At 47.0% G+C, this 16,582-nt stretch carries 16 protein-coding genes; 13 read left to right on the top strand and 3 right to left on the bottom strand.

Translation table 11 applies throughout. From position 1 onward, the window contains the following. The first annotated feature begins 98 nt into the window (after nt 1-98). The 8 genes from LCH85_03535 to LCH85_03570 all read left to right on the top strand — a co-directional run bounded on the left by LCH85_03535 (nt 99) and on the right by LCH85_03570 (nt 7,997). Nucleotides 99-1,538 carry a PLP-dependent aminotransferase family protein gene (locus LCH85_03535; GenBank protein ID MCA0351047.1) on the top strand — a complete coding sequence of 480 codons (1,440 nt, stop codon included), beginning with the start codon at nt 99-101 and terminating at the stop codon, nt 1,536-1,538. A gap of 302 nt (nt 1,539-1,840) precedes the next feature. Beyond that, nucleotides 1,841-2,593 carry a MinD/ParA family protein gene (locus LCH85_03540; protein ID MCA0351048.1) on the top strand — a complete coding sequence of 251 codons (753 nt, stop codon included), beginning with the start codon at nt 1,841-1,843 and terminating at the stop codon, nt 2,591-2,593. 25 nt (nt 2,594-2,618) lie between these two features. Beyond that, nucleotides 2,619-3,383: a MinD/ParA family protein gene (locus LCH85_03545; GenBank protein MCA0351049.1), complete on the top strand. Its 765-nt coding sequence runs from the start codon at nt 2,619-2,621 to the stop codon at nt 3,381-3,383. A gap of 44 nt (nt 3,384-3,427) precedes the next feature. Beyond that, nucleotides 3,428-4,780: an MFS transporter gene (locus tag LCH85_03550; GenBank protein MCA0351050.1), complete on the top strand. Its 1,353-nt coding sequence runs from the start codon at nt 3,428-3,430 to the stop codon at nt 4,778-4,780. Further along, entirely contained in the window at nt 4,764-5,576 is an 813-nt protein-coding gene (locus LCH85_03555) for a GNAT family N-acetyltransferase (GenBank protein ID MCA0351051.1), read from the top strand. The genes LCH85_03550 and LCH85_03555 overlap by 17 nt, the downstream gene beginning before the upstream one ends. 12 nt (nt 5,577-5,588) lie before the next feature. Next, nucleotides 5,589-6,659, top strand: coding sequence for a cell wall metabolism sensor histidine kinase WalK (locus tag LCH85_03560; protein ID MCA0351052.1), 1,071 nt, complete (start codon nt 5,589-5,591; stop codon nt 6,657-6,659). Between the two features lie 21 nt (nt 6,660-6,680). Then, the gene (locus LCH85_03565) at nt 6,681-7,535 is read left to right on the top strand and encodes an alpha/beta hydrolase (GenBank protein MCA0351053.1); all 855 of its coding nucleotides are present in this window, start codon (nt 6,681-6,683) and stop codon (nt 7,533-7,535) included. Between the two features lie 15 nt (nt 7,536-7,550). Next, a complete protein-coding gene (locus tag LCH85_03570) occupies nt 7,551-7,997 on the top strand; it encodes a hypothetical protein (protein MCA0351054.1) in 447 nt (148 codons plus the stop codon). A gap of 79 nt (nt 7,998-8,076) precedes the next feature. Here the strand turns inward: LCH85_03570 and LCH85_03575 are convergent, their stop codons facing one another. The 3 genes from LCH85_03575 to LCH85_03585 all read right to left on the bottom strand — a co-directional run bounded on the left by LCH85_03575 (nt 8,077) and on the right by LCH85_03585 (nt 11,627). Then, nucleotides 8,077-9,732: a hypothetical protein gene (locus LCH85_03575; GenBank protein MCA0351055.1), complete on the bottom strand. Its 1,656-nt coding sequence runs from the start codon at nt 9,730-9,732 to the stop codon at nt 8,077-8,079. Between the two features lie 4 nt (nt 9,733-9,736). Continuing rightward, entirely contained in the window at nt 9,737-10,204 is a 468-nt protein-coding gene (locus LCH85_03580) for a hypothetical protein (GenBank protein ID MCA0351056.1), read from the bottom strand. Between the two features lie 91 nt (nt 10,205-10,295). Then, on the bottom strand, nt 10,296-11,627 hold the full coding sequence (locus LCH85_03585; GenBank protein MCA0351057.1) for a hypothetical protein: 1,332 nt from the start codon (nt 11,625-11,627) through the stop codon (nt 10,296-10,298). Between the two features lie 376 nt (nt 11,628-12,003). On the opposite strand from LCH85_03585, the gene LCH85_03590 reads away from it, so the two are divergent. The 5 genes from LCH85_03590 (at nt 12,004) to LCH85_03610 (ending at nt 16,548) form a co-directional block, all read left to right on the top strand. After that, complete coding sequence (locus LCH85_03590; GenBank protein MCA0351058.1) at nt 12,004-12,231, top strand: DNA-binding protein; 228 nt, start codon at nt 12,004-12,006, stop codon at nt 12,229-12,231. Nucleotides 12,232-12,268: 37 nt separating this feature from the next. Continuing rightward, complete coding sequence (locus LCH85_03595) at nt 12,269-12,682, top strand: glyoxalase (GenBank protein MCA0351059.1); 414 nt, start codon at nt 12,269-12,271, stop codon at nt 12,680-12,682. A gap of 108 nt (nt 12,683-12,790) precedes the next feature. Continuing rightward, nucleotides 12,791-13,255 (top strand): hypothetical protein, encoded by a 465-nt coding sequence (locus tag LCH85_03600; GenBank protein MCA0351060.1) that lies wholly within the window; start codon nt 12,791-12,793, stop codon nt 13,253-13,255. Between the two features lie 39 nt (nt 13,256-13,294). Beyond that, nucleotides 13,295-15,268, top strand: coding sequence for an amylo-alpha-1,6-glucosidase (locus LCH85_03605; protein MCA0351061.1), 1,974 nt, complete (start codon nt 13,295-13,297; stop codon nt 15,266-15,268). A 128-nt stretch (nt 15,269-15,396) separates the two neighbouring features. After that, nucleotides 15,397-16,548 carry a hypothetical protein gene (locus LCH85_03610; protein ID MCA0351062.1) on the top strand — a complete coding sequence of 384 codons (1,152 nt, stop codon included), beginning with the start codon at nt 15,397-15,399 and terminating at the stop codon, nt 16,546-16,548. Nucleotides 16,549-16,582 lie beyond the last annotated feature (34 nt).

Raw genomic sequence — 16,582 nt, forward strand, 5'->3', positions numbered from 1 at the left:
GTCCAATAGCCAATAGCCAATAGTCGATAGCCGCGACTTCTTCGTGGTTCCTTCCTTCGTGAACTTCGTTTCCTTCGTGGATCAAAAAGGAATATTCCATGCTGGCAATTCCGCTCAACCCCAACTTAACCCGCCCGTTGTATTTGCAAATTGCCGACCATATTACGGCATTGGCGCGGGCTGGTCAGTTGCAAGCTGAGCAACGCCTACCATCATCGCGCCAATTGGCCGAGCAACTAAATCTGCATCGCTCAACGGTGGTGACTGCATTCGATGAACTCCGAGCACGCGGCATTATTCAAACGCTGCACGGTAGCGGCAGTTATATTTGCTCAGGCCTGTTTGATCAAGCATTACAAGCACCCCAACCACAAGCATTAACCACGCCTGTGCTGGCCAACGATCAGCTGATTGCTGAGTTGTGGCGTTTAAATCACGCCGAAGGGATGATTTCGCTGGCCTTGGGTGTGCCCGCTCCAGATATGTTTCCAAGCCAACGCTTTGGTCAATTACAACAACGCATCGCCCGCCGCAACCCGCAAACTGCTTGGAATTATACCCATCCCCAAGGCTTTTACCCATTACGTCAAGCGATTGCCAATGATCTCGCCCGCCATGGCATTCAAACCAGTGCTGAACAATTAATTATTACCAACGGCGCAAATGAAGCGATTAATTTGGTAACGCAAGCGCTGGCAGTGGCAGGCGATAACGGCTTGATCGAAGAACCATCGTTTCATACAACATTGCTTAATTTGCAACAAGCGGGTATTCGGCTCAATGGCTTTGCAGTTACCCATAATGGGCCAGATTGGGCAAGTTTAAACGCAGCTTTGCGAACAGGCTCAAGCCATCCACGCTTCATTTTAGTTGTGCCCGATTACCATAATCCAACTGGGATGCGTTGGGCGAGCGACCAACGCTATCAATTGTTAAATTGGGCCAATCAGCAAGCCATCCCAATTATCGAAGATGCTACCTATAGCGATTTAGGCTTAACTGGCCCAAATCAGCCAGCTTTACGGGCCTTTGATCCGAATGTGATTTACATTGGCTCATATTCCAAATCGTTGATGCCTGGCCTACGAATTGGTTTTATCGTCGCCAATGGTCTGCTTCAGCAGCAACTTGTCAGCTTGAAAACCATTACCAGCGGCAGCAACGAATCGTTTAGCCAACAAATTCTGGCCGAATATCTGCATGCTGGCGAATATCACGAACAATTGGCATGGGTTACGGGCATCTACCAACAACGCCGCGATGCCCTGCTTGAGGCAATTCAACGCTATTTACCAGCCGAAGTTCATGCGACAATCGCCGATGGTGGTTTTTATAGCTGGCTGCGTTTGCCAACCGATCAGCCTGTTATGCGCTTGTTTCAACGCGCCTTGCAACGTGGCGTTGTAATGTTCCCTGGCCAAGCCTTTTATCTTAATCAGGCCAATCAAACGCATAAGTATATTCGGCTGTGTTTTGCCCGCTACCCTGAGGACGTATTGACCCATGCCGTGCGTTTACTTGGCAGTTGCTTCGAGTAATCAAAACACTCCAGTTTGATCAGACCATAGACATCCTGATCCTCATTTAATATCCTAGCCTCGTAACACTTCATCATGCTAACCCCATGCTCAACGTCTTTAATATGAGATTGAAAGAATTGAACTGAATCAGCACCCTTGTTGAGAATCTTACAAAACTTAATATCTTGATACTATTTAATGGGATTGCATACTATATGGGTAGGTATTAAGCGCGTTGATTATTGGGCTATGATGCGCTATGATGAACCACGTTACCCTCCGTGTACACCAGCACTTGCCATTTTTACAGGAGCACCTGCATGTCGAAGATAATTTCAATCCACTCATTTCGGGGTGGCACGGGTAAATCGAATACCACCGCTAACCTTGCCAGCTTAATCGCCGCAACTGGTCGCCGCGTTGGCGTAATTGATACCGATATTATGTCGCCTGGTATTCACGTGCTGTTTGGCATGAATGAAGATGACATGAAATATTCGCTCAACGACTATCTGTGGGGCAAATGCGAAATCAAGCAGGCGGCTTATGACGTAAGTTCAACCGTCAAAGGCTTGACCTCAGGTCGAATTTTCCTGATTCCTTCGAGCATCAAAGCTGGCGAAATTGCCCGCGTGCTACGTGAAGGCTACGATGTGGGCTTGCTGAATGATGGGTTTCATCGTTTGGTCGAAGAACTTAACCTTGATGTGTTGTTGATCGATACCCACCCTGGCTTGAATGAAGAAACCTTGCTCTCGATTGCGATCTCCGATTCGTTGATTATCATTTTGCGCCCCGATTCGCAAGATTACCAAGGAACTGGGGTCACGGTCGATGTTGCGCATAAGTTGGATGTGCCGCAGCTGTTTTTGTTGGTCAATAAAGTGCCAACCTCATTCAACTTTGCCGAAGTCAAGGCCCGCGTCGAAAAAACCTACAATAGCGAAGTTGCGGCGGTTCTGCCTCATTCCGACGAGATGATGACGCTGGCCAGTGCTGGCATTTTCGTCTTGCAATATCCCGACCATCCATTAAGCCAATCGCTGCGTGGAGTCGCCAATCGGTTAGTGTAATTTGTGGAATGAGGGCGAGGCAACTATGCCGAAGATTGTTTCCATCCATTCGTTTCGCCCAGGTACCGGTAAATCGCAATTAACTGCCAATATTGCGACAATTTTGGCAGCCGCCGGCCAACGGGTGGCAATTATTGATAGCGATGTCCACTCGCCCTCAATCCAGTGGCTGTTTGGTTTGCCTGAGGGCGCAATTACCCATAGTTTGAATGATTTTCTGTGGGGCAAATGTGGCATCGAATCGACCGCCGTTAATCTCAATCCCACGGTTCGCCATCCACTCAAGGGCCAAGTCTATTTAGTGCCATTTGCTACCCGCAACAGCACAATTGATTATGATATTAGCTTGCTCAGCGATAGTTTTGAGTTGTTGATCAATACCTTGCGGCTTGATGTGTTGCTGATCGACACGCAGCCTGGAGTGCAATTCGCGGCGCTACCATCAATCGCCTTCTCGGATATTCAGGTGTTGGTGTTGCAGCTGCGCGAACAAGATCTGCAAGGTACAGGCGTGGTGATCGATATTTCCGAACAACTTGGCATCAACGAAATGGTGCTGATTGTCAATCAAATTCCTGAGCATTATAATTTGCGCGAAGTCCAGCAAAAAATCGAGCAAATTTATCAACGCCCAGTGTTGGCGGCCTTGCCCTACGATGAATTGCTCGCCGATTACAATCAAGCAAGCTTGTTGCTTGAACGAACTTCATCGAATATTTTTGTGGTAGAACATCCCGACCATCCAATCTCCCTACTTTTGACCAATGTGGCTGCAACCTTGACCGCTTAATCGAACTCGGACATTGTTGTATTTGCGTAAAGGATGCTGGCTGCATGTTGAAACGGCTGGAACAAGGTTTAAAGTTACGTCCAAATGAATGGCGTTTGGTGCTCACACTCATGGGCTTATTGGCGCTCAATACTTTGGTGCTTGAGCTTGCCGATGTAGTAGCCATGGCGGGCTTTATTAGCAGCCTTGGCACCGAACAATTGCTGTGGCTCTGGCCAGTTGGTATGCTGCTAACCATTGTTGCTGCTGGGAGCTATGCCTTAATTGTCGATCGCACCGAGCGGGTCAAATTAATTCAACGGCTGTTGGCTGGCTTTGGGGCATGTTATCTGGCAATTTTAGGCTTATTTTGGTTCAAAGCACCCGCGTGGCTGATCTACCCAGCCTTGTCGATTTTGAACGAACAGCAATATGCAATTTTCCCTTTGGCGTTTTGGGCCTTAGCTAATGATATTTATGCTACTTCCGAAGCTAAGCGTTTGTTTCCCTTGCTGGGAGCTGGCGCAACCATCGGCAGCTTGCTCGGCAATGGATTGGCAGCGCTGATCGCAACCTGGCTGGTTGGCAACGATCAACACAATACTAGTTTGGTGCTGGGTTTGTGTGCGGTTTTATGCTTTTTAGGCATTGGCCAAGTTTGGTTGATGTTTCATAAACACCCAGTTCGTGCCCGTCAAAGCAAAACTGAACGGGAATCAATCCGCGAGACCTTTAAAGTGGGAGCCGATGTAATTCGCCATGTGCCGCTATTTAGTTTGTTGGCGCTGGTGTTGTTTACCACCGGCTTGGCTTTGACGGTGGTCGAATTTCACTTTTTGCGCAGCATTGATCAAATTGCGGCAGCCGATCCGTTGCGCTTTCAACAAGTCTATGGTTCGTATAAGTTAGCCTTTGTAGTGATGCTTTTGGCATTTCAATGGCTGTTAGCTGGGCGCTTGCTCAGCAAAACCAGCCCCAAGCAAGGTTTTATCGCCCTACCTATCGTCTTACTACTTTGTATTCTGGGGGCACTGGTTCAGCCACTGATCGGCGGGTTAATTGGTCGATTTGGGGCGCGTTTAGCCCAAAGCGGCTGGGATGAACCATTACGCAAATCAGTTCAGAGTATTATTCCCGACGAGCGGCGCGGGCGCGTAAGCGTTTTTCTTGATAGCTATTGTTATTCATTCGCGACAATCGTTGGGTGTGGGGTGATTAGTGTGCTATTGTTGCCAAGCTGGCTGGGAGAGCTAGCGGCTTCAGTTAGTACGCTGATTTATCTTGGCTTTGCAGCGGTGGCAACTGCTGTCGGCCTTTGGGCCGCTTGGCGTATCCGCCATGTTTACGATAAAAGTCTGCTGAACTGGCGACTGTCGCGCTCTCGACGAAGGAGCGTTCTCGATGGCATCGAGTTCTGAGGCGCGATTAGCTCAGTTTGGTGAATTAGAACCGTTGTGGAATAAGTTGCAAGATAGTGTGCGTTGGCCGATGATTCCGCCTCTTGCCAATCGCGATGCTCCCAAGGGCATGCAATTGCGGGCAATTTTGGGAGCCGAAGCTAGCGAAATTGGGCTGGTGCAAGAGCTATTTGCCACAATTTTTCCACATTTGGCCCATTATGAGCCATTTTTAGCGATGTATGCTGAGCCATTTTCGCGCAGCCACCCTGCCACTCTCGACCATTTGTGGTTGATCGAGCAGCACGGTAAGCCAATTGGGGTGCGCATGTTCAGCTATCTGTATCGGCGTAATTTTGGCCATGGTGCATTTATTGGCATCGATCAACGGGCACGCGGCACGGGCATTGGGCGTTGGCTAGTGCAGGCCACCCATCAACAATTGGCGCTTGATGCCTTGTATAGTGGCAATGAGGCAGTTTTGGGCTATAGCGCCGAAGTGACACGGGTTGAGGATGCTCAGCATGAACTTGAACGCCAAGAACGTGAGGCTCGTCTGCGCTTTCATCTGAATAATGGAGCAGTGCTGCTACCAGTTGAGTATATTGAACCGCCAGTGATCAAAAATAGCGATGATCAGGCGGCGCGGCAACTAACGATTGCGCCGCAACCAATGCATTTGGTGTTTTATCCAAGCCAGCCTAGCGCGTTAAATCTGGCGACCATTCAAACCATTGTTGAAGCGATTTACCATGATGTCTACTATTTGGAATCCGACAATCCTTTTGTGCAGCACGCCCTCGCGTCGTTGCGGTAAGGAACAGCACCTATGACAGCCGTAGCACCCAAAAGCCGTTTTTTGAGCCTGCGTTGGCGTTTGTTGGCCATTTTTACCCTGCTGTTTTTAATTGTTTTAACTGGGGTGTTTGTCTGGTTTTTGAATTATGCCACTGATAATGCCCAAGCCGACCTCGAAGCCGATCTAATGGCGATTGCCAAAACAGCTGCCGCTGGGATCGATGGCGATGAACATAGCGCCTTGTACACCCAAGGTCAAATTGATGATCCAACCTATCTCAAAATCAATTCCTACTTGCGCGAGGTCAAAACGACCAATCCCAAGGCTTCGGGCATTTATACCTTCGTTCAACTACCCAATGAGCCTGATCAAGCGCGATTTGTGGTGAGTGCAGCGATTCCGCCAGGCCAATCGGCTACTCCACGCGAACAAGAATTACTGACTGAATCGGCTTATGGCTGTACGATTCGGCCTGATACTCGCCCAATGATCAACGCCAATTTTACGGCGGCTGGTGGTTTTACCCCGGATATGGCGCGTGGTTTACGTGAGCCAAGCATCGATCCCAATCCATCAACAGATCAATGGGGCCAGTGGATTGCTGGGGCCGCGCCAATTTTCAATGCCAAAGGCGAAACGGTTGGCGCAGTTGGGGTCGATATGTGTGTGGCCGAGGTTACCGCTGTACGCAATCGGATTAGCCAAACTTTGATTCCAGGCTTTTTGATTGTGACGGTGCTCTTGGCAATTGCAATTTATCTAATTGCCCATCGTCTAACCAAGCCAATTATTGGCTTGACCGCTGTTGCCAAGCAAATTAGTAACGGCGACTATAGCTCAGAAGTGCCCGAAAGCACCAGCCGTTTGCGTGATGAGGTTGCCACCCTCGCCAGCGTTTTTGCTATGATGGTCGACAAAGTGCGCGAACGCGAACATAAATTGCGCCAGCAAGTGGCCGAATTGCAAATTATCGTTGACGAAGGCAAACGCAAACAACAAGTCGATGAAATTGTTGATAGCGAATTCTTTCGTAATTTGCAAGAAAAAGCCCGTGAAGCCCGCCAACGCCGTGATCGCCGCCCGCCTGACCCAACCAGCTAACCACCAGCGGAGGCTCAAGCTATGCCAATCTATACCGTCAACGATCAACCGATTCATGTGTGGGAAGAGGGAGCAAGCGATAAACCAGTGGCCTTGTTAATTCATGGCTGGTCAAGCTCATGGTTTGCCATGTCGCCGTTGTTTCCAATTTTGTCGCGCTATCGCTGTTTGGCGGTCGATTTGCCAGGCTACGGCCAATCGCCCAAGGGTGATGATCCGGTCAGCATTGTGGCCTACACGGATCTATTAGCCGACCTCTTGCGCCAAGTCACCGATCAACCAGCGGTGTTGATTGGCCATTCGATGGGCGGCATGATTAGTTTGACCATGAGTTTGCGCCACCCTGAGCTAATCGAGCGCATGGTGCTAATTTGCCCAACGATCAGCGGGCGTTTATCAATGTTTATCAATATGTTTCTTGGGCCGTTGGTAGTGTTGGAGCGCGTGCCTTTTGCCGATCGCGTAACTTCGCTGATTGAAACGCGCATTTGGCGAATTACCGACCGCGTGATGAAACCAGCTTCGTATGCCGAGCGCAGCGCCATTAGCAGCGAAGCCCATGAACGCATCAAGGCCGATGTGCGGCGGCCAGGTCAAGGCCAAATTCGCGCTGAATGCTACCGTGCCATGCGCGAAAACGATTTGCGTGGCCAATTGCACAAGATTAGCCATCCTTCGCTCTATTTATGGGGCATGGAAGATAACACAGTGCCCTTGCGCGATGCCAGCAGCGTGGTCGCCGAATTACCCGATGCCGATTTGCGAATTATTCCCAACGCTGGCCATTGGCCCCATTTTGAAGCCCTCGTCACCACTCAACGCTATGTTCGGGCATTTCTTAGCACCCCGATTAAGTTGCTCAAGGCACAATTCTAGCTGTGGAGTTGGTTTATGGATAGTTCAGCCGAACCAAGTGGCGGCCTTAGTTCCTTAGATTTTGAGCATTTATCGTTGGCCGAGCGCACCGTGATTCGGGCGATTTTGCGCCAGCGCGAGGTTGATGAAGCCAAACTCGTTGAGGCACTAGCCGATTTGCCCGATGCTGAGCAATTGAGCGTTGCCGAAATGGAACATGCGATCACGCACTTGCTTGAACAACAGCATGTTTTGATGCTTGAGGGTGAGCCGCGCCGCTATAAAGTCAATTTACGCCCCAAACATACCAGCAGCCTGCGCCGCCCAATTTGGGATGCCTTGCAAAGCACTCCCGGCGATGAGCAGCAACAAGCCCGCAGCGAACGTCGCCGCCGCATTCCCAATGTGTGGGAAGCGCTTGATGAGCATAAACCGCGTCGTGATCTGCCTAACTTCAGCGATCAAGGCAATGATGAGCAATAAATTGTTAAATAGTATTGACTAAAAAAATAATCCCCACCGAATAAACGGTGAGGATTAAAAATCATCTAAGTGCTACTTATTATTGAAGTGTCAGGTTCGTATATTTAATTTCCCAATCTGTAAGTAAATCTGGACCACCTCCATAATATACCTTTAATGTATTTCCAGACGTTAGTCCATGTGGATCAGTTAATATTCCTGGATTATGAATCACATTCGCTCCTTGGCTGGGGTTTACAACAACAACAGTAGCAAAACTTTGATAATCATTTGTCCAACGGACTCCATTATAAGAAAAATGGAAGAACAATGGATTTATCAATGGATATCCCGCAGCTACACTTAGATCATGAGCACTCATTGCAATAAACGTACCATAGTCTTTATGATAGGTTGGCACAAGATCCATATCAGAATATACTTGATAGCCTACATCGCTATCATCAAATATTCCGTTATGTGAAATTTTGAGCCGAGTCGATTGCCAATTGGCACTGTCGGTATAATATAAGTAAAAGCGGCCATTTACATACAGTGCAGTTGGCTGGCCAATACCATAAAGTGTTGGTGGCAGATAGGTATTTGCAATAATTGGTTGTGGTTTTCCGGTGGTAGGATTCAGGCGTTTTGTCCAATTGACTCCATTAGTTGATGTTGCCAAATAAATCTGATTGTATTGAATATATCCTAGAGGACAAAGATTTTGAATCGCTGTTTTATCACATTGTTCTTGGGTTGGGCCGGCGGCATCATAGTACATATAATAAATCCCGTTGACCTTAACAACGGAAGGATCACATGCATGCCCTCTCTTAGCACCATTCGTTTCTGGAGAATCATTCATAACTTGTAAAACAATATTTGAATTAATTGTCCAATTTATTCCATCGGTTGATTCTGCATAACGAATAACATCCCAAACTGTATCAGTATTATTAGGGATTACTGTAACCTCGCTAGTGCACCACCACATTTTATAAATATTACCATCTTTCATAATGGAAGGAGCATAATCATAATTATTAGGACGACTAAATGCTGTATATTCTATTCCATCATTCTGAACGAGCGGATGTTGATAAAATGAATTATTCTGTAATTCAATATCATATACGTGAGTTCGCTGCGATGCTCCATTAATGGTTGTACCACCAAAATAACTTTCATGCACTCGAAGAGTTAGATCATCGATTTGATCACGGTTCAGCACACCAGTTAGCGGAATCGTAATCCAATTCTGGGCATCACGTTGGCTAGCACTAAATGTTCCAAGGCTTGTGTATCCACCATCAGTATCATGAATAATTGGTGTTATTTTCCCATCACAACTAGTTGTACAAGTTGTATAGAATTTAATTCGTAACTGGGTATAGGGTTGCCAACTCTGAGGAACAAGTACCAAATGATAATCAGCAAAGTCATTTTGTCCATCATTATCACTGATGACATCCCAAAAATTGATATTATCGGTTTGTGCTGGTGCCCATGCATAATGTGGACCTTGGGTCGTTAAGCCATTAGCATAGAGAACGCCCCTTGGATCTACGCCCTTCTCAAAATCAGCAAGGGTCATATGCGGAATATTTGAGCCTATTTCCGCACCAATAGTATAGAGATGCGTTCGTTGCATACGGGCGCTCGGCTGGGTTTGGCCAGTTGCAGCCACTGCACCAAAATAGTCTTCATAGATCCGAAAACGAATCTGATCAATTTGATCTTTGGCAGCGGCTGGCAACCCACTAAGACTCATTCCGATGTATATCATGTTGTGCGGCCCCATTGATCAATGTACCTATAACAACATCTCCATAGCTTGTATCATGGATAATAACTTGAATTTTTCCTTTTCCAGAGGTAATTTGACCTCCATCATAAATATTTGTGTAAAATGTGAGCGTTAGACGATCATAACTGCTAAGATTTAAAGAGGTAGTATTAAGAATTTGATCGGCATATTCATTTTGATCATCACGATCACTAGTAATATCCCAGTAATTAATATTATCAGGTTGGCTGGATGCCCAAGCAAAGCTAGGGGTACTAATTGATAAAGCGGCAGGAGAAGCTTGGCTCCAACGTGGATCAACGCCGGTTTCAAAATCGGCAATTGGGTAGCGAATTGCACTATCGGCAGCAAAACCTATATTGGCTGTGATCCCAAAAATAAAGACAATAAGTATTAAGTAGCCTATACGTTTGGTAGTCATTAGATCCTCTCAAAATATTAATAGTCAAATTGTTATGCGAGAATGTGATTAGGCTTGATATTAGCCCATTTATAGCATAAAACCTCCTCGTTTATTTCTTCTGACTGCTATCATAACCAGTATAGGTAATCGACCAAACACCGCGATCAAGCTTAATTGGTTGGGCAGATTTAGCAGGGTCATGCAAATGTTCATCAAGTGAACTAAGAAAATAGATCACCTCACGACCACTTTGTTCGGGTGGATTAAAAAATGTTGGTCGATGTTTATAGTTTAAGTAACCAATCCAAAGTAAGCCAATCACTGCGGTAGTTGTGACGGATATTCGCTTAATAGTGCTTGATCCAAGCAACATTTGTGATTTTATAAATCGATAATAACCAAGTTGTAGCACAACTACGATGAACAAGAGTTGTTGAACATAGAAATAGCGATTTGCTGACCATTGCTCAAACAAAAGCGATTCACGTTGTAACAGTAAATTACGGCTAATCGTTGGCATAATCGTCATGCCAACAATTAAAATTCCAATGATAATAAATTGTTCCAGCACACTCTTTGGCACATAACTTCGCCAGCGATAGATTAAGCCTACGAGACTTAGCCCAATCACAATTCCAATCGCCATAGCTAGATAAAGCGTGTGCTGATTTAATTCAATCCGTAAAATATTGCCAAAGATACCTTCAAAAAAGACCCGTTCAAATATCAGCTGAATCCCAAACCCAAGATTCATTGGCGCGAACGATGTCTCGGATTTAATTGGTTCAACGCTGGTCAGCATATACAACGCCACCCCAGCGATCAGAGTTGCATGATAGATTTTATCACGCAGGGCTGGGCGTTTGAATAAGAAATAAATGCAGAACGGCACAATAATCAATACCATCGCATGTGAGAAAATTATTAATAATGATATAATCGTTTGAAAAATTGTCGCTAGCTTTGATGAACTTACAGGAATCATAATTAATAGAAGTAATACAAAAAAACTATTCCAAATAGAATAGACAGTGTTACTTTGAAGTACATAGTCACCAGTGGGTAGTAATACCATAATTAAACAAATAATCAATCGAACATCATCATTTTCAATAAAATAACGAAATCGACGAAAACCAAATATTGTAAATGCCGCAGCACTATTAAATAAACAAAATAAAGCCATTAGATATGGTGATAATGGCAAGAATGGTGAAAATAATGACAGATAAATGATAATATTAGGAATTATTGAACAATATCCTGCATACATAAATCCAATTTGATCAATAGTATGATTATTGAGCATATAGCTAAAGAAATATCCATCTTCTACGAATAAATTTGGATATAAGAATGCAGTTCTGCCACGAACAAATACGATGATAATGCTTATAAAAAATACGAGGGAAAGTTTAATCGTATGCGAATATGATTTCATCACAAATACCTTTGGTTAATCCTAATAATGGTAAAAATGAACGTTGTAGACCTTAAATGCTATGAATTAAATCTTGATAGACATAATATCAACGCTAAGCATTGCAAGGGCTTCTATCTATGGACTATGATAACCGAATTTAGGGAATCGTTTGAAATTATCACTATATCGGTATACTCTCATTTGGCACATCATCTGAGATTGAGTTATGAATTGCTCTGGCTCAAAGTTTGAATAGTAAAAATGGATTCCGCTAGCCAAAATTGCTAACCCAAAAAAGCTTGTTTTTATGAAATTATGACTTGACTTTTTGAAGTTTAATCGTTATACTGTCTAATATCAGAACATTTGTTTTATTAGCAAAGGTACTTGGCTGATGAATGCATCTGAACAATCAACCGAGGATTTTCCTTCCAAACTAAGCCAACCAGCCCTGCGAGCCTTACACAACGCTGGCTATCGTAGTTTGGCGCAATTGAGCCAAGTCAGCGCTCGTGAGCTGGGCGAATTGCATGGCATGGGGCCAAAGGGCATTCGTCAGTTGCGCGAAGCGTTAGCAGCCAAGGGTTTAGCTTTTGCCGATGAAACAGCATCAACGGATTGAGTATAGTGAATTGTGTTTGTAGGTAAGGAGTTACGCCGTGAATACTCAAGTTTTTATTAATCTGGCAGTGCAAGATCTCCCCAAATCAATTGAATTTTTCAAAGCCTTAGGCTATCAACAAAATCTGCAATTTAGCGATGAAACTGCTGCCAGCATTGTGATTAGCGATACAATTTATGTTATGTTGCTGACTCATCCCAAATTCAAAGAATTTATTCCTAAAGCTGCGGCGATTAGCGATGCCCGCAGCGCGACTGAAGTGCTAGTGTCATTAACGATGGAAAGCCGCGAGGCTGTTGACCAAATGTTTGATAAAGCACTGTCGCTTGGTGCTACCAGCTTTGCTGAGCCAATTGAAATGGGTGCTATGTATAGTCGCGCCATTCAAGACCTCGATGGCCATATTTGGGAATTCTTTTATATGGATATGAATGCTGCCCCACCCCAATAAGTGCAATTAAGCCGTTCGATTTTTCACAGCACCATGAATTCATGGTGCTGTTTGGATTTTTTAGGTTTTGGTTTAAACTTAGCCCAACATTCAGCGATCGGTGGGTTTATGAGTCAAATCTGGGTCGATGGAACCGTTATGCGAGGGCATGGCGTGGCTTCAGGGCAATCGAACGCATCGCCCTATCCTGCTGGCACAATCGCCATGCAGCAGCCCTATTTTGCAGCATTAGGCTTGGATTTAACCGGCTTGCATTTGGCAACGATTAATTTCGATATTCAGCCTGCGCAGTGGCGTTTGCTCCAAGCCGATTATCACTTTCGGGCAGTGCATTGGACTGAATTGCACCCGCCTGAGGATTTTTCGTTTATCAGTTGTCAATTGTTCTGGCAACATCAAACCTATACTGGCTATATTTACTATCCCCATCCTGCGACCAAAATTCAGCATTTTCAATCGCCCAGCATGCTGGAATTATTGCTACCATGGATTCCGACGATCAGCTATGGCGCACAAGCTCGTTTGAGCTATCGACCTGAGCAAATTCAAATTCAAGCGGCGGCTCTGCTATAATCGCAGGCATAGCCGACCATTTTAGCAGGACATAACACTATGTTTGGACGTGAAATTCTTGGGCATCCCGCTGCTGCGCTACGCCGCGAATGGATTGTAACCAATGGGGCAGGGGCTTATGCAATGGGTTCGCTCTTGGCCAATGCCCCAATTCGCAAATATCATGGCTTGTTGATTGCTGCCTTAGAGCCGCCGCTTGGTCGTACCTTGTTGGTTGGTGGCTTGCAAGCCAGCGCTGAATATGGCTCAGAAACCTATGAGCTGAGCAGCTTTGAATATAGCGATGGCCGTTTAAGCGCAGGCCATTGCAACCTTGAAACATGGCAGTTGGATGGCGCGATTCCAACTGCACGGTTTGCGTTAGCCGAGGCAGTGCTCAGCCAACGCATTTGGATGGAAGATGGAGCTAATACCACCTATCTGCTGCTGACTCATGAGCGTGGCAACGACCCGATCAAACTTGAATTACGCCCCTTATTGAGCGAGCGCGATCATCACGATACAACCGTTGAAACCGCTTGGCAGCCCAATTTTGCCGCTTTGGCCAATGGCGTTCTGATGACCACGCCTGCTGGTACGCAGTTGCGTATGCTCAGCGACCACGCGACATGGCAAACCGAGCCAGCAACATGGGTTGAAGATATTTATTATCGTGAAGAATTAGAGCGTGGCTACCCTGATACCACCCGATTGTTGCAAGCAGGCCGATTTAGTGCAAGCTTGCAGCCTGGTCAAAGCCTGACCTTGGTATTTTCAACTGAAGCTGAACCAAGCACTGATGGCGTAGCGGCGCTGGCGCGTGAGCAAGCACGCCAAGCCCAATTGCTCGAGCAGGCTCGGCTTTTGCACAAAGCTCCTGATTTTATCAAGCAACTGGTATATGCTGCTGATCAATTTATGGTGCGGCGGGCGGTACAATTGCCCGATGGCAGCACATGGCAAGGCTGGAGCGTCATCGCTGGCTATCCATGGTTTAGCGATTGGGGCCGCGACACCATGATTGCCTTGCCTGGTTTGTTGATGGCAACTGGGCGGGCTACGTTGGCGGCTGATGTGTTGCGCACGTGGAGCCATTTTTTGAGCCAAGGCATGTTGCCCAATCGCTTCCCTGATGTTGGCGCTGAGCCAGAATACAACACCGTCGATGCGACACTTTGGTTTTTTCAAGCGCTGCGCACGGTTTATCAAGCCACTGGCGATATTCAATTGGTCGCCGATTTATACCCCAAATTGGTCGAAATTATTGATTGGCATGAACGTGGTACCCGCTACTCAATCAAAGTGGCCGATGATTATCTCTTGACTGCGGGCGAACCCCATGTTCAATTAACCTGGATGGATGCCAAGTTTGAGGATTGGGTGGTCACGCCCCGCGAGGGCAAAGCGGTTGAAATTAATGCCTTGTGGTATAGCGCCCTACGAACCTTGGGCGAATTTGCCACCTTGTTAGGCAATGATCAGGATGTGGAGCGCTTTCGCTGTGCTGCTGAACGGGTGGCGACTGCTTATAGCCGTTTTTGGTCGGCTGAGCATGGCTACCTCTACGATGTCATCGACGGCCCGCACGGCGATGATTCGGCGTTGCGACCCAACCAACTTTTTGCGGTTTCGGTGGCGCACTCGCCGCTTGATGATGCCACCGCCAAAGCAGTGGTTGATAGCTGCGCCCGCCATCTTTTAACCTCATATGGTTTGCGCTCGTTGGCTCCCCACGACTCACAATACCTTGGCCGCTATGGTGGCGATTTAAAAACCCGCGATGCTTCGTATCATCAAGGCATCACGTGGGGCTGGCTGATTGGGCCATTTATCAGTGCGATCAGCAAAGTCTATGGGGTTGAGCAGGCGCGCAGTTATCTGCAACCATTCGCCGATCACCTGCGCGATGCTGGAATTGGCTCGGTGAGCGAAATTTTTGATGGTGATGCGCCGATAACTCCACGCGGCTGCCCATGGCAAGCTTGGAGCGTGGCTGAATTGCTACGCTGCAGCGTCGAACTGAATAATCGCTAATATGCGTTTGGCAAGCCTTTGCGATCAATGATCTAAGGGCTTGCCAAGCGCCAAAAAGCCACTATGTAGAGAGGGCCGGGCTATGCTATAATGCAGCCTGTTGCCACTGCCTGTAGGAGACCCAACCAATGACGCACTACTACCCTGATGGTGCTGCCCCGGTCGTCATGCATACGGTTGCACGCATCGAACGCCAACTACCAGTTGAAGGAGAAGTGCTGGTGCGGGTTGGTAGTCGGGTGGAGCCAGATGATATCGTGTTGCGGGCGCAATATCCACTTGATCCTCAAATTATTAATATTGCCCGTGATCTGGGAGTTTTGCCTACCCAAGTTTATTCGAAAATGAAAAAAGAAGAGGGTAATAAAGTTGCCAAGGGCGAAGTTTTGGCGCGGGCGGGGTTAATTGCTGGCTCTACGGTGGTGGCTCCAGTTGCTGGTACAATAACAACAATCGATCGTAGCACTGGTTATGTGACATTAACACCCAATGCTTTGCCAATCGAGCTCAAAGCCCAAGTTCGTGGGATCGTGATGGAAGTGCCAGATTCGCGCACAGTCATTATCGAAACGCCTGCATCATATGTTCAGGGCATTTTTGGCCTTGGTGGCGAGCGTTTTGGCGTGCTGCGCTTGCTGGTGACAGATCCCAAGGAACAAGTTGATATTAGCTCGATCGATGCTCGTTCAGCCTACGCGATTTTGATTGGTGGAGCCAGCATCACTGCAGCGGCGCTCCGCCGAGCAATTGATGAACAGGTACGCGGTGTGATCGTCGGCGGAATCGAAGAACATGAACTGCGCGATTTCCTTGGCGATGATGGTTTTGATGCTTGGCGCACAGGCTATAATACATGGCGCTTACCAGCCCCGCCCTACAACCGTGATCCTGGCTTGACCCTGATGATCACCGAAGGCTTTGGGGTGCAGCCCATGAACGAAGCGCTGTTCAAAGTTTTAGCTTCGTATGATCAACAAGAAGCCTTGATCGAAGGCGTTACCCAACTTCGTAGCCCTCAACGCCGCCCTCGGGTGGTGATTCCACTCTCACGGGTACGCAACATCGAGCAAGCCGCCGTGGTGAAAGCCAGCTTGGCAGTTGGTAGCCCAGCGCGGATTGTGGCTGGTCCACATCGTGGCACAGTTGGCACTGTGCGCAGTTTTCCGGCATTGCCACAACTCTTGCCCTCTGGTGTTCGTTCGCATGTCGTTGAAATAACCCTTAGTGATGGGAAGCAAACGCTGCTACCGGCAGCAGCTCTTGAACCCCTATCACCCTGATCCTACCAATCTAGGTTGATCGAGGAGTGTAGTT

The sequence above is a fragment of the Chloroflexota bacterium genome, from assembly GCA_020161265.1.
In the GTDB taxonomy this organism is placed as follows: Bacteria; Chloroflexota; Chloroflexia; order Chloroflexales; family Herpetosiphonaceae; genus Herpetosiphon.